Genomic DNA, 17,032 nt, shown 5'->3' on the forward strand with positions numbered 1-17,032 from the left:
CTCATTGCGCAACGCTTCCGTAGCGCAATCTGATTCCCCCGCCTGAAACCGATCCCGAGGAGTTCCGTGGATCCCCAGACCATCCAGCGGCGACGCTGGTACGTCCTCGGCGTGCTGACCGTCAGTCTGCTCGTCGTGGTCCTGGACAACACCATCCTGAACGTCGCCCTGAAGACCATCGCCGACCCGCACGAGGGGCTCGGCGCGACCCAGAGCCAGCTGGAGTGGTCGATCAACTCCTACACGCTGGTGTTCGCCGGGCTGCTGTTCACCTTCGGGGTGCTCGGCGACCGGCTCGGCCGCAAGCGGGTGCTGCTCGCCGGCATGGCGATCTTCGGCCTGGCCTCGCTGGCCTCGGCCTACGCCCAGTCGCCGACCCAGCTGATCTGGGCCCGCGCGCTGATGGGCCTCGGCGGCGCGGCGGTCATGCCGCAGACGCTGTCCATCATCACCAACGTGTTCGAGCCGAAGGAGCGCCCGCGCGCCATCGCCCTGTGGGCGGGCGCGGTCGGCCTCGGCGTCGCGATCGGCCCGATCACCGGCGGCCTGCTGCTGGCCCACTTCTGGTGGGGCTCGGTCTTCCTGATCAACGTCCCGGTCATCGTCGCGGGCGCGGCGGCGATCGTGTTCCTGGTCCCCGAGTCGCGCAACCCCGAGCGCGGCGGCCTGGACCCGTTCGGCGTGCTGCTGTCGATCATCGGCCTGGTCGCGCTGTCCTACGGCATCATCCGGGGCGGCGACAAGGGCCACTGGACGGCGCTCGACGTGCTCGCGCCGATCGCGTTCGGCGTCCTCGTCATCGCGGCGTTCGTCTGGCACGAGGCCCGCACCGAGCACCCGGCGTTCGACGTCCGGCTGTTCCGCGACCCGCGGCTGTCCGCGTCGGTCGCCGCGATCGCGCTGTGCTTCTTCGCCGCCGGCGGCGTGTTCTTCTTCTCCAACTTCTACATGCAGTCGGTGCGCGGCCTGACCCCGCTCCAGTCCGGCGCGATGGTCATGCCGTTCGCGGTCGCGCAGCTCGTCTTCTCGCCGCGCAGCGCGTCCATGGTGCGCCGGTTCGGCGCCAAGGCGGTCTGCACGGTCGGGCTCGTCGCGGTGGCGGGCGCGCTCGTCGGCTACCAGTTCCTGGACGTCCACACCCCGCTGTGGGTGCTCGGCGTGATCTTCTTCGTGCAGGGCGCGGGCATGGCCAACGTCATGCCGCCCGCGACCGAGGCCGTCATGTCGGCCCTGCCGCGCGAGAAGGCGGGCGCGGGCTCGGCGCTGAACAACACCGCGCGCCAGGTCGCGGTCGCGCTCGGCGTGGCCGTGCTCGGCTCGGTGATCTCCTCGGTCTACCGGTCCGACCTGCACGACAAGCTCGCCGCGCTGCCCGCCGCCGCGCGCGACGCGGTCGGCCAGTCGATCGCGGGCGCCCACCAGGCCGGCGCGGTCATGCCGGGCGCGCACGCCCTGGTCGGCTCGGCGGACGAGGCGTTCGTCCACGCGGTGCACGTCGCGGCCGGGGCAGCCGCCGCCATCGCCCTGCTCAGCGCGCTGGTCGTGCTGCGCTGGATGCCGGGCCGGACGGCCGCCGAGGCCGATCCGGCGGCCGAGCCGGTCGCCGGTCCCGCCGCCGGCGGTGCCGGGACGTCCGCCGAGCCGGTCGCCGTGGCGGCCGAGCCCGCGGCGGACGGCAAGGATCGCGCGAGCGTGTGAGAATGTGACTCGCGATGACTGAGCGTAAGCCGGCCGCCGGGCGGCCGGCGGAGAGCGACGAGAACCGTCCGGGGGCGTCCCGCGCCCCCGGACGGCCGCGCAGCGAGCGCGCCGAGAAGGCGATCCTGGACGCCACCGTCGACCTGCTCGCCGAGGAGTCCGGCGTGGACGGCGTCTCGATGGAGGCGGTGGCCGCCCGCGCGGGCGTCGCCAAGACCACCATCTACCGGCGCTGGCCCAACAAGGAGGCGCTGATCGTCGGCGCGCTGGGCTCGCTCAAGGGCCCGCTGCCCGAGCTGCCCGGCACCGGCCTCCGCGACGACCTGCTGACCCTCGCCCGGCACATGTCGGTCGAGCGGGGGTTCAAGGCGTCGCGCTGCTTCTGGAACGTGGTGGGCGGCGCGGAGAAGTACCCCGAGCTGTACGCGCGCTACAAGCAGGACGTCATCACCCCGCGCCGCGAGGTCTACCGGGAGGTGCTGCGGCGCGGCATCGAGCGCGGCGAGGCGCGCGCCGACCTCGACCTGGACGTCGCGGTGGCGATGCTCGTCGGCGCGTTCGCCTACCACAAGCCTCCGGACCCGTTGCCGGACGGGTTCGCGGACCACGTCGTGGACACCGTCCTCCGCGGAATCTCGGCGGATTGACCGGGAAGTCCGTTTTTCGATGCCGTTTTCGGCCCGCAGGGCGTGATCTTCTCCCCAACCCCGTGAAGGATGCCTCATACTGGGCTGGGGGAGTGGATGCAGGACCGGCTGACTGGAGCGTCAGGTGAGATCCGTCATGGCGCCGCGGGGCGATGCGCCCGTCGGCGATTCCCCGTCCCGCACGCTCGTGCTCGGCTTCGACGCCGACCGCACGCTGGTGCAGTGCGGCCCGAACTGCGCGGCCGTCCTCGGGCACGACCCGGCCGAGCTGATCGGGCGGCCGGCGACCGAACTGGTCGCCGACGACGCCAAGGCCGAGCTGGAGGGTCTGCTGGAGGCCGCCGCCGCCGGGCAGGAGCGCACCGCCGTGCTCGCCGCGCGGCACGCCGACGGCCGGGGCGTGGACGCGGTGGTCACGGCCCAGCCGATGGTGGGCGACGGGACGGCGGGGCTGCTGTTCGTCCGGGTGGCGCTGCCGCCCAGCGAGCGCTTCCAGGACCCGTCCCTCATGCGCCGCGCGCTGATGGACGACGCCCTGACCCGGTTCGGCGCGTCCCTCGACCTCGACCAGACCGCGCGCGGCATCGTCGAGGTCGTCGTCCCGCACTACTGCAACGTGTCGTCCGTGCTGATCCTGGAGAGCCTGATCGCGGCGGACGAGGTGCACGAGGAGACCGGCTCGGCGGTGATGCGCCGCATCGCCGTCACCTCCGAGGACGACGATCCCGCCTGGACCGCGACCTTCCCGGTCGGCGAGGTGCTCGTCTTCCCCGAGGGCACCCCGTACCGCGAGGTGCTCGACACCGCCCGGCCCGTCCACCTGCCGCACGTGCGGCGCGACGACGCGGGCGAGATCGCCGAGAAGTGGCGCCGCAACCCCGTCGGGCACCTGCTGTCCGAGGTGTCGATGGTGCTGCTGCCGATGATCGCGCGCGACACGCTGCTCGGCTTCATCGCCTGCACGCGCGTCGCCGGGCACCGCCGGTTCGACGCCTACGACGTCGAGATCGGCATGGAGTTCGCGGCCCGCGCCGCGATCGTCATCGACAACGCGCGCCGGTTCTCCCGCGAGCGCGCCACCGCGCTCGCGCTCCAGCGCAGCCTGCTGCCGAACCGGCTGTCGGCGCCCGCGACGGTCGAGGTCCGGCACCGCTACCTGCCCGGCTCCAAGCTGGTCGAGGTCGGCGGCGACTGGTACGAGTCGATCGCGCTGCCCGGCGCGCGGGTCGCGCTCATCGTCGGCGACGTCGCCGGGCACGGCGTGCGCGCCGCGGTCACCATGGGACGGCTGCGCACCGCGCTGCACACCCTCGCCAACCTGGAGCTGCCGCCCGCCGACGCGCTGCACGTCATGCACGAGCTGATGATCGAGCTCGGCGAGCAGGAGCCGCACTTCGCCACCTGCGTGTACGCGGTGTACGACGCGACGACCGGCACGCTGGAGGTCGCGTCCGCCGGGCACCTGCCGCCGCTGGTCGCCGCCCCGGACGGCACCAACGCCTACCTCGACATCCCGCCCGCGCCGCCGCTCGGCGTGTTCGGCGGCGCGACCATCGAGTCCCGCGAGTTCACCGTCGAGGACGGCTCGGTCTTCGTCATCTACACCGACGGCCTGGTCGAGAACCGGGGCCGCGACATCGACGACGGCCTCGCCCGGTTGCGCTCGCTGTTCACCGCCGAGACGGTCGGCCGCCCGATGGAGGACCTCGCCAAGGCCACCCTCGCCGGCGTCTACGCCGACCAGCACCGCGACGACATCGCCGTCCTGCTGGCCCGGCTGCACCGCATGCCCGCCGACCGGATGGCGTCCTGGCCGCTGCCGACCGACCCCGCCTCGGTGCGCCGGGCGCGCGGCCTGGTCAGCAGCAAGCTCGCCGAGTGGGACCTGGACGACCTCGTCTACACCACCGAGCTGCTGGCGTCCGAGCTGGTCACCAACGCGCTGCGGTACGCGCCGGGCGGCATCGAGCTGCGGCTGCTGCTGGAGCGCACGCTCACGCTGGAGGTGCTCGACCGCTCCGCCGCGCTGCCCCGGCTGCGGCACGCCCTCGACGACGACGAGAACGGCCGCGGCCTGCTGGTCGTCAGCCAGCTCGCGCACCGCTGGGGCACCCGCCGCACCCCGGCGGGCAAGGTCGTCTGGTGCGAGCAGCTCGTCCCCGGCGTCGCCCCCGAGCCGGACGAGCCCATCCCCAACTGGCCCGGCGAGAACCACCACCGCGAGTAGCGGCGACGCGCCCCCGCCCCGGCGGCGTCCGCGCCGGGCCCGGGCGCATCCGCGCTCGGGCCGGGTGTCCGCGCCTGGCCGGGGTGTCCGCGCCCGGCCGGGGGCGGGGCGGGTCAGGGGTTCTCGCGCCAGCGGTTGGTGATGGGGAGGCGGCGGTCGCGGCCGAAGTTCTTCGGGGTGACCTTCGGGCCCGGCGGGTACTGGCGGCGCTTGTACTCGGCGAGGTCGGTGAGCCGGATGACGCGGTCGACCAGGTCCGGGTCGTGGCCCGCGGCGACGAGTTGCTCGCGGCCCATGTCGCGCTCCACGTAGTCGACCAGCAGCGGGTCGAGGACGTCGTAGGGCGGCAGGGAGTCGGAGTCCTTCTGGTCCGGGCGCAGCTCGGCGGACGGCTCCTTGACGATGATCTCCTCGGGGATCGGCGCGGTGTCGAACGGGTGCAGGAACGGCAGGTCCGAGCCGACCTGCTCGTTGCGCCACCGGGCCAGGGCCCAGACCATGGTCTTGACCAGGTCCTTGATGGGGCCGAAGCCGCCCGCCGAGTCGCCGTAGAGGGTGGAGTAGCCGGTCGCGAGCTCGCTCTTGTTGCCGCCCGTCAGCACCAGGTGGCCCTGCTCGTTCGACAGGCCCATCCAGACGTTCGCGCGGATCCGGGCCTGGAGGTTCTCCGAGGCGAGGCCGTGCAGCTCCAGTTCCGCCTCGAACGCGTCGACCATGCCGCGGATCGGGACGATCCGGGAGTGCACGCCCTGCCGCTTCACCAGCTCCTCGGCGTCGGTGACCGAGTGCTCGGTGGAGTAGCGGCTCGGCAGCAGCACGACGTGCACGTTCTCCGGGCCGATCGCGTCGGACGCGATGGTGGTGACCAGCGCCGAGTCGATGCCGCCGGACAGCCCGAGGATGACCGACCGGAACCCGTTCTTGCGCACGTAGTCGCGGGTGCCGGTGACCAGCGCCGCGTACACCTCGCCGAGGTCGGGCAGCCGCTCGGCGCACTCCTGCGGACGGACCGGGTAGGCGGCCACCGGCTCGCCGGACAGCACGTGCCGCTCGATGGTGATGGTCGTGCCGTCCGGGGCGGCGACCGGCTCGCGGCCGGGTTCGAGCGCCGGGTCGGCGGCGGGCAGCGCGAGGTCGGAGACCAGCAGGTGCTCGGTGAACTGCGGGGCGCGGGCGAGCAGCGAGCCGTCCGCGGCGACGATGACCGAGTCGCCGTCGAAGACCAGCTCGTCCTGGCCGCCGACCATGTTGACGTAGGCGAGGGCGCAGCCGGCCTCGCGGGCGCGGCGGGCGCAGAGCTGGAGCCGGAAGTCCTCCTTCTCCCGCTCGTAGGGGGAGGCGTTGACGGCGAGCAGCAGGCCCGCGTTGGCGGTCTCGGTGACGCTGACCGGGCCGCCGTCCTGCCACAGGTCCTCGCAGACGACGGTCGCGACGTCCACCCCGTTCACCCGGACGACCGGCAGCGTGTCGCCGCGCACGAAGATGCGGTACTCGTCGAACACGCCGTAGTTGGGCAGGTGGTGCTTGGCGGAGCGGACGAGCACCTCGCCGCCGTGCAGCCAGGCCGCGCCGTCCAGCGGGGAGCCGGCGGGCTGGCCGGGCCGGACGAGGTCGACCGTCCGCCGGTCCAGGTAGCCGACGACGACGGGCAGGTCGCCGAGGCCCTCGTCGGCGAGCCGCCGGGCGACCCGCTCCAGCGCGCGCCGCGACGCCTCGACGAACGAGGAGCGGAGCGCGAGATCCTCGACCGGGTAGCCGGTGAGCATCATCTCGGGGAAGGCGACCAGGTGCGCGCCCGCGTCCCTGGCCCGGCGGGACCAGTCGACGATCAGGGCGGCGTTCCCGTCGAGGTCGCCGACGGTCGGGTTCACCTGCGCGAGTGCGATCCTGAGCTGTGCCACGTCATCCACCCTAGAAGGTCGCCGTCCCCCGATCACCGACCGGGTATCGTCACTATGACGATAACACCGGCGGGCGGTCAAGGCTCCCACGGCCGCGAGGCCGCGAGGCCGCGAGGCCGCGAGGGCGTGCGGGCGTGCGGCCTCGCGGCGTCAGGCGTCACGCGTCCGGCTGGACCGCCGTCCGCCGCCGGACGGCCGGGCCGAGCGCGATCTGCGCCGCCGCGGCGGCGAGCCCGAGCGCCCCGCAGGCCGGCCACATCAGGGCCGAGCCGCCGAGCCCGAGCAGCTGCGTCCCGCCGAGCGGGGCGAGCATGAACCCGCCGGACCAGGCCAGCCCGTAGAGCCCGCTGTAGCGTCCGCGCAGGTGGTCGGGGGCGAGGCCCGCCACGATCGCCTGCAGGACGGACGCGGCCATGATCTCGCCGAACGACCAGAGGACGACCGCGACCGCGTACTCCCACGGCCGCGACGCGAGCGCCGTGCAGCCGATCCCGACCGCGACGACGGCCATGCCCGCGGCCAGCACAAGCGAGTGGTCCCGCCGCGTCAGCCACGCGTTCACCAGCGGCTGGACGGTGATGATCACCACGCCGTTGATCGCGATGACCCAGCCGTAGGTGCCGGGGCCGAGGCCGTGCTCGCGCATCGCGAGCGGCATCGTCGTCATCGACTGCATCAGCACGAACACGTAGGCCATCGCCGCGAGCGTGTAGCCGACCATGACCCGGTCGCGCAGCACGTCCAGGAAGCCGCCCCGCGGGTCCGCGTCCGCCCCGGCCGGACGCGCCGGACGCGTCTCCGGCACCGCCCGCCACACCAGCGTCCCGAACGCCGCGGCCGTGGCGGCGTTGATCCAGAACAGCGTGTGGAAGCCGGTGCGGGCGAGCGTCCCGGCCGACACCATCGCGACCGCCCAGCCGAGGTTCACCGCCCAGAAGTTCAGGCCGAACGCGCGCGCCCGGTCCGCCGCCGGGACCATGTCGGCGACCATCGCCTGCGACGCGGGCCGGAACATGTCCATCAGCAGCCCGAGCAGCGCCGCCGCCGCGACCAGCGCGACCATGCCCTGCGCGTAGCCGAGCGCGAGCATCGCGCCGCCGGTGCCGAGCGTGGACAGCAGCAGCGTCCGCCGCCGTCCGATCCGGTCGGCGAGCGTCCCGCCGAGGAACTGGCCGCCGAGCGAGCCGGCGCCGAGCACGGTCATCACGCCGCCCGCCTGCGCGAGCGACAGCCCGCGCGCGGTGGTCAGGTAGAGGCCGAGGAACGGCTCGACCATGGTGCCGAGGCGGTTGATCAGGGTGCCCGTCCACAGTGCCCAGAAGGCGCGCGGCAGGCCGCCGAGGCGGGGGGCGAGGAAGGCGGACAGGCGGTTGGGGGAGGCGGCGAGGCCGGGTTCCTGGAGGGATTCGTCGAGCGTGGTCACGACATCGATGCTCGGGCCGACTGCCCGTCCGTAACATTCATTTAGGCTCAGCTAAAAGGGCGGGGGAGTGATGATCGAGTTCGTGTTCTCCCCGGACGACGCGGCCCGGGTGCGGTTCGCGTTCTCGCCGGTCTGGGAGGCGGTCGGCGCGCTGCGCGTGCTCGCCGACCCGTCCCGCCGCGCCCTGCACCTGCCGTGGCTGCGCGCCGTCCGGCCGCGGCTGGAGGGCCTCGACCTCGGCCTGCTGCGGATCATGGTGCCCGCCACCGGCTACGTCGCCGACTTCCTCACCCCGCCGCCGAGCACCCCGCTGCCGGACTTCGCCGCCGAGCTGGAGACGATCCGCGCCACCCCGCGCGACGTCGTCGTCGAGGAGCTGCGCTGGTCGGGCAGCCGCGGCACACCGCTGCTCCCGGACGGCCCGCGCGGCCCCGCCCCGCCGGACCAGCGCGACCTGACCGCCGACCCCGAAGGCACCCTCGCAGCGCTCGCCGAGCAGCTCGACGCGTTCCACCGGGTGGCGATCCGTCCCTTCTGGGCGCGTATCCAGGAACTGCTCGAAGGGGACGTACTGCGCCGCTCCCGCGCCTTCACCGAACGCGGCGCGGCGGCCGTCTTCGCCGACCTGCACGAGACCGTGACCTGGGAGAACGGCGTGCTGCGCATCAGCCGTCCGTGGGAGTACCACGGCGGGCTGGAGGGCCGGGGCCTGCTGCTGGTGCCGAGCGTGTTCAGCTGGCCGCGCGTCCAGGTCATGGCGCCGCCGTACCAGGCGATGCTGAGCTACCCGGCGGCTGGCGTCGCGACGGTCTGGGAGACCCGGCCCGAGCGCGCCCCCGGATCCCTCGGCGCGCTGGTCGGACGCGTCCGGGCGGAGATCCTGCACGCGCTGGACGCGCCGTCCTCCACGACCGAGCTCGCCCGCCGCCTCGGCGTCACGCCGGGCGCGATCAGCCAGCACCTGTCCGTCCTGCGCTCCTGCGACCTGGTCACCGGGCACCGGATGGGCCGCCGCGTCGTCTACGTCCGGACGCCGACCGGCGACGACCTGGCCCGCATCCGCTGACCGCCGCGCCGCCCTCCCGCTGACCAGCGCGCCCTCCGCGCGGTCCGGGGGGCCGTCCGCGCCGTCCGCAGGGCCGTCCGCGCCGACCGCCGCGCCGCCGCCCCGAGGTCAGCGCAGGGAGGCGAGCGCGTCGAGCAGGCCGAGCGGGCGACGCTCGGACTGCGCCGCCGAGACGGACCGGGACAGGTCGTAGCGGCCCGACTCGATCAGCCAGTCCAGATGCGCGCGGGGCGCGTCCAGCAGGGCCGACACGATGCGCGCCGCGGCGGAGCGCTCCGCCTCGGGCAGCGCCAGGCGGTCCAGCGCGTCGGGCATGACGCGCGCGGCGGCGGCCACGTCGGCGGCGCGGGTCTCGATCCGGTCCAGCGCCCAGTGCGCGGCCTGTTCGTCGCCGTACCCGTAGGCGTCCATGAGGACCGCCACGAGGTTGTGCGCGTCGCCGTCCTCCCGCTCGCGCCGGTAGGACGCCAGGTCGTTGCACCAGGCCAGCAGGTCGGCGGTGCCCTCGGCGAGCGCCTTCCACGGCGGGACGGTCTGCACCGGCGCCGCCAGCTCCACCCCGAGCACCGGCTCGACCAGGTCGAACAGGTGCGGCCCGCAGGCCCGGCGGCGTCCGGCGGGGTAGTGCTTCGGCGTCGGGACCCGCCCGGTGCGCCGGTTCACCGCCTCCTCCGCGCAGCCCGCGCGGTGCTCCTCCAGGTGCAGCAGGAACCGCCGCCGCCACTCGGGGCTCATGCCCGCCGACGTCTCCCGCCACAGCTCCACCAGCGTGCTCTCCAGCGGGCGGGCGCCGGGACGGGCGGCGCCGCGCCGCAGCGCGCGCAGCAGGTCGTCGTACAGCTCGTGGACGGCGGTCGCGCTCGTCCCGAGCGGCGGCTGGTCGAGCATGTCGTCCAGCGCGAACGTCCAGGTCAGCCAGTGCCCGAACAGCTCGACGCGGTCCAGGTCGGCGGCTGGGAACAGCCGCGCGGCCAGCCGGTCGCAGCGCGCCCGCCCGAGCGGCGAGGTGTCCGGGTCGCCGAACACCAGGCCGCGCGACCGGGTCCAGCCCGCCAGCCGCTCGCCCAGCGGCCACGCGCCCGGATGCATGCCGGACGGGGTGGCCAGCGAGGCCACCCGGTCGGTCAGCGAGAGCAGCAGTGACACGTCCACGACACCCCCCACGCTAGTGATCACGCCCGCCTCCGCCGGACGACCGCCACGTCAAAATTCGGGAAACGCGCCGGCCGCGCGTCCGGCGGCCCGGAGCGTTCCGGGGCCGTGGGATAGTCGATCGAGATCCCCTGCGCACAAGGAGCAGAGCGTGTTCCGTCGTTCCCCCGCCCGCCTCTCGCAGGCCGCCGCCGTCGTGCTCGCGGCGTCTCTCGGCGCCGCCGGATGCGGCGCGCGCGAGGGGGAGGTGAAGGGCGTCGCGCTGGTCGACCGCTCGCGGCTCACGGTCTGCACGCACGTCCCGAACCCGCCGTTCGAGGAACTCCGGAAGGGCCGGTTCGTCGGCTTCGACATCGACCTCATGAGGCTGGTCGCCAAGCGGCTCGGCGTCCCGCTGAAGGTCCGGCAGACCGGGTACGACCCGCTGCGGGCCGGCTCGGCGCTCAGCGCGAGCCGCTGCGACATCGCCGCGGCCGCGATCCGCATCACGCCGTCGCGCGCGGCCGACGTCGGGTTCTCCAAGCCGTACTTCGACGTCGTCCAGATCGTCGTCGGACGCGAGGGCCCCGCCTACGCGACGCCCGCCGCGCTGAAGGCCGCGCACGTCCGCGTCGGGACCCAGGCGCTGACCCAGGGCGAGCGGTACCTCCGCGACGCCGACCTCGACACCGTCTCGTTCAAGACGCCGGACGCCCTGCTCGCCGCCCTGCGCGCGGGCCGGGTGGACGTCGTCGTCGAGGACCACCCGATCGTCCTGCGCTGGCAGCGCGACCCGGCCAACCGCGACTTCGTCACGCGCGGACGGTTCGGCACCGGCGAGCAGTACGGCTTCATGATCAGCAAGGACACCGCCCCCGCGCTGACCGATTTCGTCGACCGGACCCTGGACCGGGCCCGCGCGGACGGCTCCTACCAGCGCCTCTACGAGAAATGGATCGGCCCGCTCCCGACCGCCCGGTGAGCGCCGGTTCCGACTCCCCGACAAGTGCCGCCTCCGGCCGCCCGACAGGTGCCGCTCCCGGCCGTCCGACAAGTGCCGCTTCCGGCCGCCCGACAGGTGCCGCTCCCGGCCGTCCGACAAGTGCCGGTTCCGACCGTCCGACAAGTGCCGCTTCCGGCCGCCCGACAGGTGCCGCTCCCGGCCGTCCGACAAGTGCCGGTTCCGGCCGCGCGGTGAGCGCCGCCTCCGGCCGTTCGTCAAGCGCCGGTCTCGATCGTCCCGGGGCGCCGTGTCGAAGATCGGCAAGAGGGTTCGCGCAGGTCCGGGCGTGGTAGAAATCGTCACCACATGTCAAGAACCCCCTGGAGGCTCACGTGTCCGGACGCATCCCGCGACTTCCCGCGCTGGTGGCGGCGGTCGCCGCGCTGGTGCTGACCACCGCCTCGGCGTGTGGCAGCGAGGACGGCGGCACCACCGTGCAGGGCGCCAAGCTGGTGAAGAAGGGCCAGCTGACGACCTGCACGCACCTGCCGTACCCGCCGTTCCAGTTCGAGAAGGGCGGCAAGGTCGTCGGTTTCGACGTCGACCTCATGGACCTGGTGGCCAAGAAGCTCGGCGTCACCCAGCAGGTCGTGGACACGCCGTTCGAGACGATCAAGACCGGCGCGGCCCTGAACGCGGGCAAGTGCGACGTCGCCGCGGCGGGCATGACGATCAAGCCCGAGCGCGCGAAGTTCATCGACTTCACCAAGCCCTACTTCGACGCCACGCAGGCCGCGATGGCGAAGAAGGGCGTCACGTTCGCGTCGGTGAACGACCTGAAGAAGGTCAAGGTCGGCACCCAGGCGTCCACCACCGGCGAGGACTTCGTGCACGGCGCGAAGATCGACTCGGTGTCGTTCGACGACTCGGCGGCGCTGCTGAACGGCCTGCGCACCGGCAAGGTGGACGTCATCGTCGAGGACTACCCGGTCGTCCAGGGCTGGCTGAAGGACCCGGCGAACTCCGCCTACGGCGTCGCGGGCAACTACAACACCGGCGAGCAGTACGGCTTCGCCGTCCGCAAGGGCGGCAACAACGGGCTGAAGGACGTCATCGACAGCGTCATCGCCCAGTCCCGCACGGACGGCTCCTACAAGACGATCTACGAGAAGTGGATCGGTCCGATGCCCGAGGGGCACTGACGTGGCGACCACCTCCGAGTCCGCCCCGCCGCGCGCCGGCATGAGCCGGCGGCGGCGCAGGCAGCTCGTCCTCGGCGCCGAGTACGGCGTCTTCGTCCTGGTCGTCGTGCTCGTCGTCGCCCTGGCCGACTGGGGCTCGCTCCACCGGAACTTCTTCAACTGGTCGGTCGCGAAGGGCCTGTTCCCCGACATCCTCCAGTACGGGCTGCGCAACACGATCGTCTTCACGATCACGGGGTTCGCGCTGGGCATGGTCCTCGGCCTCGTGATCGCGCTGATGCGGCTGTCGTCCGTGCTGCCCTACCGGTGGTTCGCGATCGGCTACATCGAGGTGTTCCGCGGCCTGCCCGCGCTGCTGATCTTCATCTTCGTGAGCGTCGGCGTGCCGCTCGCGTTCCCCGGCCGCAACGTGCCAGGCGGCGTGTACGGGCAGACCGCCCTCGCGCTCGGCCTGGTCTACGCGGCCTACATCGCCGAGACGGTCCGGGCCGGCATCGAGGCGATCCCGCGCGGGCAGGTCGAGGCGGCCCGCTCGCTCGGCATGTCGCAGGGCCGGGCGATGCGGACGATCGTCGTCCCGCAGGCGTTCCGGGTGGTCGTCCCGCCGCTGACGAACACGCTGGTGTCGCTGCTCAAGGACTCCTCGCTGGCGCTGTTCGTCGGCGTCATGCTGACCCAGCGCGAGCTCACCAAGTTCGGCCGGGACCTCGCCAGCCAGCAGGGCAACACGACCCCGATCGTGGTCGCGGGCGTCTGCTACCTGCTGATCACGATCCCGCTGGGCTACCTGGCCCGGCGGCTGGAGGCACGGCAGAAGCGGGGACGGCGATGAGCGCGATCGAGATCAGGGGCCTGCGCAAGGCGTTCGGCCCGCTGGAGGTGCTGCGCGGGATCGACCTGAGCGTCGAGTCCGGCGAGGTGGTGTGCGTGATCGGGCCGTCCGGCTCGGGCAAGTCCACCCTGCTGCGGTGCGTGAACCTGCTGGAGGAGCCGTCCGCCGGGACGGTCGCGGTGGACGGCGTGGAGCTGACCGACCCCGAGGTGGACATCGACGCCGCCCGCCGCCGCATCGGCATGGTGTTCCAGTCGTTCAACCTGTTCCCGCACCTGACCGTCCTCGGCAACGTGATGGTCGCGCAGCGCAAGGTGCTGAAGCGGGACAAAGCGGAGGCCGAGAAGGTCGCCCGCGCCAACCTGGAGCGGGTCGGCCTGGCCGACAAGGTGGACGCCTATCCGGAGAGGCTCTCGGGCGGGCAGCAGCAGCGCGTCGCCATCGCCCGCGCGCTCGCCATGGACCCGCGGGTCATGCTGTTCGACGAGCCGACGTCCGCGCTGGACCCCGAACTGGTCGGGGACGTCCTCGGCGTCATGCGGTCCCTGGCCGCCGACGGCATGACCATGGTCGTCGTCACGCACGAGATGAGCTTCGCCCGCGAGGTCGCCGACCGGGTGGTGTTCATGGACGAGGGCGTCGTGGTCGAGCAGGGCGCCCCGGACCGGGTGATCACCAGCCCGGAGCACGCCCGCACCCGGACCTTCCTCGCCCGCGTCCTCGACCCGGCCGCCGCCCGCGTCGGCGAGGTGGACGGCTAGCCCGCGCCGCCGACCCCCGACCCGCCGCCGGCTCGGGCGCGGGCCGGGGGCGACGACCGGGAGGGTAAGGACCGGGGGGACGGGACGCTGCTGTGCCGATTCGTCCGCCGTGTGGCAGAGTTGGCGACACGGGGCACCATGTCCGTAACGCTCGCATCGGCGGCGTTTCCGCTGGGCAGCCGCCGCGCGGGACGGGCGCCGCGACGTAACGTCGCGGTAACAGCGGCCGGTCATACTGCACAGTGCCGGACCCGGCGTCCACCGCCGACCGGGGACGGCGTCGCACGAGGGAGAGGGCTTTGGACCGACAGCAGGAGTTCGTGCTCCGCACGCTGGAGGAGCGGGACATCCGCTTCATCCGCCTGTGGTTCACCGACGTGCTCGGCTTCCTGAAGTCGGTCGCCGTCGCGCCCGCCGAGCTGGAGGGCGCCTTCGGCGAGGGCATCGGCTTCGACGGGTCGGCGATCGAGGGCTTCGCGCGGGTCTACGAGGCCGACATGATCGCCAAGCCCGACCCGTCCACCTTCCAGGTGCTGCCGTGGCGCAGCGAGACGCCGGGCGCGGGCCGCATGTTCTGCGACATCCTCATGCCGGACGGCACCCCGAGCTTCGCCGACCCCCGCTACGTCCTCAAGCGCGCCCTGGCCCGCGCCGCCGACCTCGGTTTCACCTTCTACACCCACCCGGAGATCGAGTTCTTCCTGCTCCGGGACCGGCCGGAGGACGGCCGCGAGCCCGAGCCGGTGGACCAGGGCGGCTACTTCGACCACACCCCGCACAGCGCCGCGCACGACTTCCGGCGCAACGCGATCATGATGCTGGAGTCGATGGGCATCTCGGTGGAGTTCAGCCACCACGAGGGCGCCCCCGGCCAGCAGGAGATCGACCTGCGGTACGCCGACGCGCTCACCACCGCCGACAACATCATGACGTTCCGGCTGGTCATGAAGGAGGTCGCGCTCGAACAGGGCGTGTACGCCTCGTTCATGCCGAAGCCGTTCACCGACCACCCCGGCTCCGGCATGCACACCCACATGTCGCTGTTCGAGGGCGACCGCAACGCCTTCTACGAGCCGGGCGCCGAGTTCCAGCTCTCCAAGGTCGGCCGCGCCTTCATCGCGGGCGTGCTGCGGCACTCGGCCGAGATCACCGCCGTCTGCAACCAGTGGGTGAACTCCTACAAGCGGCTGTGGGGCGGCGTCGGCTTCTCGGCGGGCGCGGGCGGCGAGGCCCCGTCCTACATCTGCTGGGGCCACAACAACCGGTCCGCGCTGATCCGCGTCCCGATGTACAAGCCCGCCAAGGGCCACTCGACCCGCATCGAGTTCCGCTCCCTCGACACCGCCGCGAACCCGTACCTGGCGTTCGCCGCGATCCTCGGCGCGGGCCTGAAGGGCATCGAGGAGGGCTACGAGCTCCCGCCCGGCGCCGAGGACGACGTGTGGGCGCTGACCTCGGCCGAGCGCCGCGCGATGGGCATCGAGCCGCTCCCGCAGAGCCTCGACGAGGCCATCCGCGCGATGGAGCGCAGCGAGCTGATGGCGGACGTCCTCGGCGAGCACGTCTTCGACTTCTTCCTGCGCAACAAGCGCCAGGAGTGGGAGGAGTACCGCCGCCAGGTCACCGACTTCGAACGCCAGCGCCTCATCTCCGTCCTGTAGGACGTGCCGGGCGGGTGCGGCCGGACGGGTGCGGCCGGGCGGGGCGAGGGCCCGGCCCGGCCGCTGGGCGTCACCGCATGATGTTCGAGCCGAGCTGGACGTTGCCCTTGACGCGGAGGGTCGCCGGGGTGATCCACGACGAGCCCTTCACCAGCGGGCCGCCCTTGCCGCCGGGCAGGTAGAAGATCGCCCCGTAGTAGTCCTTGTTCGGGTAGGTGCGGGTGTCGGAGCCGATGAGCAGGTCGGCCCGGCCGTCGCCGTTCAGGTCCTGGACGGCGAGGCTCGTGCCGAACGCCTCGCCCTTCTGCGGACGCGCGGGCATGCCCGCGACGGTCAGGTTGACCGAGCGCGCGCCCTTGCCGGTGAGGCCCTTGCGCGTCCCGTACAGCACCGTGACCGCGCCGGCGCCCTTGGCCGCGCCGAGGTCGGTCCGCGGCGCGCTGACCGCGACGTCGGCCAGGCCGTCCGCGTTGAGGTCGCCGACGGCGAGCGCGTAGCCGAAGTTGTCGGACCGCGTCGCCTTGCCGGGCACGCCGGGCGTGTCCTTGGAGAACGTGACGGGCTTGCCGAGCCCCGCCTTCCCGCCGTACAGGACGGCGATCTGCCACGGCCCCTTCGCCGCGTACTTGCGGACGACCAGGTCGGCCCGGTGGTCGCCGTTGACGTCCCCGGCGGCCATCTGCACGTACGGCCACGTCGTGCCGAAGCGCTTCGGCGCGCCGAGGCCCTTCGCCGACCCGTAGCGGACCTCGCCGAACGAGGCCTTGCGCGGCCCCTCGTCCTCCCACGACTCGAAGGTGAGCGCGAGATCGGCCTTGCCGTCGCCGTTGAAGTCGGCGGCGGTGCCGTGGAGCGACTCGCTGTCGGACACCGACTTGGTGACCTTCGTGACGACGGGCTTCACGGCGGACGCGCCGAGGTTGGCGTAGGTCCGGTAGTGGAATGCGCCGTCCGAGGCGGCGTCCCGGTCCAGGACGGCGAGGTCGGGCCTGCCGTCGCCGTCGAAGTCGGCCGCGACGAGATCGCCCGCGACGGGGCCGTGCAGCACGACGTGCCTGCCGGTCAGCCCCTTCGGGCCGCCGTAGACGATCACGACGCCGGTGGTCTTCTCGTCCTGCGTCCAGGCGGACGCGGCGAGGTCGGCGTACCCGTCCCGGTCGAAGTCGGCGCTGGCCGCCGCCCCGCCGAAGCTCTCGGCCGACTCCGGCTGCGCGGGCAGCCCGATGCGGCCGAGCGTCACGCCGTCCGCCTGCGCGGGCAGCGGCCCGCGCGGGCCGCCGGGCACGACGATGACGCGGCCGTGGTGCGCCTGCGCGCCGTTGCCCTCGTCGTTGGGCAGCGCGAGGTCGCGCCGCCCGTCGCCGTTGAAGTCGCCCGGCTGCGCCGGCCTGTGCGCGGCGGCGCCCGTGACCTGCGCCGCCGACACGCGCGGCGTGTCGGCCAGGGTGAAGGCGACGGCGGATCCCGCCGTCACGGCTCCCGCGGCCAGCGAACCGGCCAGGGCGAGAGTGCGTCTTCTCATACGGACTCCTGTTCTCGG

At 73.4% G+C, this 17,032-nt stretch carries 13 protein-coding genes; 9 read left to right on the forward strand and 4 right to left on the reverse strand.

What is annotated here, in order from left to right:
* The first annotated feature begins 66 nt into the window (after window positions 1–66).
* From ACFPCY_RS05540 to ACFPCY_RS05550, 3 genes are all read left to right on the forward strand, one after another.
* Window positions 67–1,698: an MFS transporter gene (locus tag ACFPCY_RS05540; protein WP_378252453.1), complete on the forward strand. Its 1,632-nt coding sequence runs from the start codon at window positions 67–69 to the stop codon at window positions 1,696–1,698.
* A 14-nt stretch (window positions 1,699–1,712) separates the two neighbouring features.
* Window positions 1,713–2,345 (forward strand): TetR/AcrR family transcriptional regulator, encoded by a 633-nt coding sequence (locus tag ACFPCY_RS05545; RefSeq protein ID WP_378252454.1) that lies wholly within the window; start codon window positions 1,713–1,715, stop codon window positions 2,343–2,345.
* Window positions 2,346–2,469: 124 nt separating this feature from the next.
* The gene (locus ACFPCY_RS05550) at window positions 2,470–4,572 is read left to right on the forward strand and encodes a SpoIIE family protein phosphatase (RefSeq protein ID WP_378252455.1); all 2,103 of its coding nucleotides are present in this window, start codon (window positions 2,470–2,472) and stop codon (window positions 4,570–4,572) included.
* 113 nt (window positions 4,573–4,685) lie between these two features.
* On the opposite strand, the gene ACFPCY_RS05555 is transcribed toward ACFPCY_RS05550, so the two are convergent.
* Both ACFPCY_RS05555 and ACFPCY_RS05560 read right to left on the reverse strand, forming a co-directional pair.
* A complete protein-coding gene (locus ACFPCY_RS05555) occupies window positions 4,686–6,473 on the reverse strand; it encodes an NAD+ synthase (RefSeq protein ID WP_378252456.1) in 1,788 nt (595 codons plus the stop codon).
* Between the two features lie 157 nt (window positions 6,474–6,630).
* Complete coding sequence (locus tag ACFPCY_RS05560) at window positions 6,631–7,896, reverse strand: MDR family MFS transporter (protein WP_378252457.1); 1,266 nt, start codon at window positions 7,894–7,896, stop codon at window positions 6,631–6,633.
* 70 nt (window positions 7,897–7,966) lie between these two features.
* On the opposite strand from ACFPCY_RS05560, the gene ACFPCY_RS05565 reads away from it, so the two are divergent.
* Window positions 7,967–8,962, forward strand: coding sequence for an ArsR/SmtB family transcription factor (locus tag ACFPCY_RS05565; RefSeq protein ID WP_378252458.1), 996 nt, complete (start codon window positions 7,967–7,969; stop codon window positions 8,960–8,962).
* Between the two features lie 108 nt (window positions 8,963–9,070).
* Here ACFPCY_RS05565 and ACFPCY_RS05570 read toward each other — a convergent pair whose 3' ends face one another.
* Window positions 9,071–10,138 (reverse strand): terpene synthase family protein, encoded by a 1,068-nt coding sequence (locus tag ACFPCY_RS05570; RefSeq protein ID WP_378252459.1) that lies wholly within the window; start codon window positions 10,136–10,138, stop codon window positions 9,071–9,073.
* A gap of 127 nt (window positions 10,139–10,265) precedes the next feature.
* Between ACFPCY_RS05570 and ACFPCY_RS05575 the strand changes: the two genes are divergently transcribed.
* From ACFPCY_RS05575 to glnA, 5 genes are all read left to right on the forward strand, one after another.
* The gene (locus ACFPCY_RS05575; protein ID WP_378252460.1) at window positions 10,266–11,075 is read left to right on the forward strand and encodes an ABC transporter substrate-binding protein; all 810 of its coding nucleotides are present in this window, start codon (window positions 10,266–10,268) and stop codon (window positions 11,073–11,075) included.
* Between the two features lie 353 nt (window positions 11,076–11,428).
* The gene (locus ACFPCY_RS05580; RefSeq protein ID WP_378252461.1) at window positions 11,429–12,238 is read left to right on the forward strand and encodes an ABC transporter substrate-binding protein; all 810 of its coding nucleotides are present in this window, start codon (window positions 11,429–11,431) and stop codon (window positions 12,236–12,238) included.
* Between the two features lies 1 nt (window position 12,239).
* On the forward strand, window positions 12,240–13,070 hold the full coding sequence (locus tag ACFPCY_RS05585) for an amino acid ABC transporter permease (protein ID WP_378252462.1): 831 nt from the start codon (window positions 12,240–12,242) through the stop codon (window positions 13,068–13,070).
* On the forward strand, window positions 13,067–13,831 hold the full coding sequence (locus tag ACFPCY_RS05590) for an amino acid ABC transporter ATP-binding protein (protein ID WP_378252463.1): 765 nt from the start codon (window positions 13,067–13,069) through the stop codon (window positions 13,829–13,831). Before ACFPCY_RS05585 ends, ACFPCY_RS05590 begins: the two co-directional genes overlap by 4 nt.
* A 299-nt stretch (window positions 13,832–14,130) precedes the next feature.
* Window positions 14,131–15,492, forward strand: a complete 1,362-nt coding sequence (gene glnA / locus ACFPCY_RS05595) for a type I glutamate--ammonia ligase (RefSeq protein WP_378252464.1) — start codon at window positions 14,131–14,133, stop codon at window positions 15,490–15,492.
* A 70-nt stretch (window positions 15,493–15,562) separates the two neighbouring features.
* Here glnA and ACFPCY_RS05600 read toward each other — a convergent pair whose 3' ends face one another.
* Window positions 15,563–17,014, reverse strand: coding sequence for an FG-GAP and VCBS repeat-containing protein (locus ACFPCY_RS05600; protein ID WP_378252465.1), 1,452 nt, complete (start codon window positions 17,012–17,014; stop codon window positions 15,563–15,565).
* Window positions 17,015–17,032 lie beyond the last annotated feature (18 nt).

The sequence above is a fragment of the Actinomadura gamaensis genome (assembly GCF_042652125.1).
In the GTDB taxonomy this organism is placed as follows: domain Bacteria; phylum Actinomycetota; class Actinomycetes; order Streptosporangiales; family Streptosporangiaceae; genus Spirillospora; species Spirillospora gamaensis.

Excerpts from the sequence above, each read along its gene's own strand:
- ACFPCY_RS05545 (WP_378252454.1), top strand. The coding sequence starts at position 1,713 with ATGACTGAGCGTAAGCCGGCCGCCGGGCGGCCGGCGGAGAGCGACGAG.
- ACFPCY_RS05565 (WP_378252458.1), top strand. The coding sequence starts at position 7,967 with ATGATCGAGTTCGTGTTCTCCCCGGACGACGCGGCCCGGGTGCGGTTC.
- ACFPCY_RS05590 (WP_378252463.1), top strand. The coding sequence starts at position 13,067 with ATGAGCGCGATCGAGATCAGGGGCCTGCGCAAGGCGTTCGGCCCGCTG.
- ACFPCY_RS05600 (WP_378252465.1), bottom strand. The coding sequence starts at position 17,014 with ATGAGAAGACGCACTCTCGCCCTGGCCGGTTCGCTGGCCGCGGGAGCC.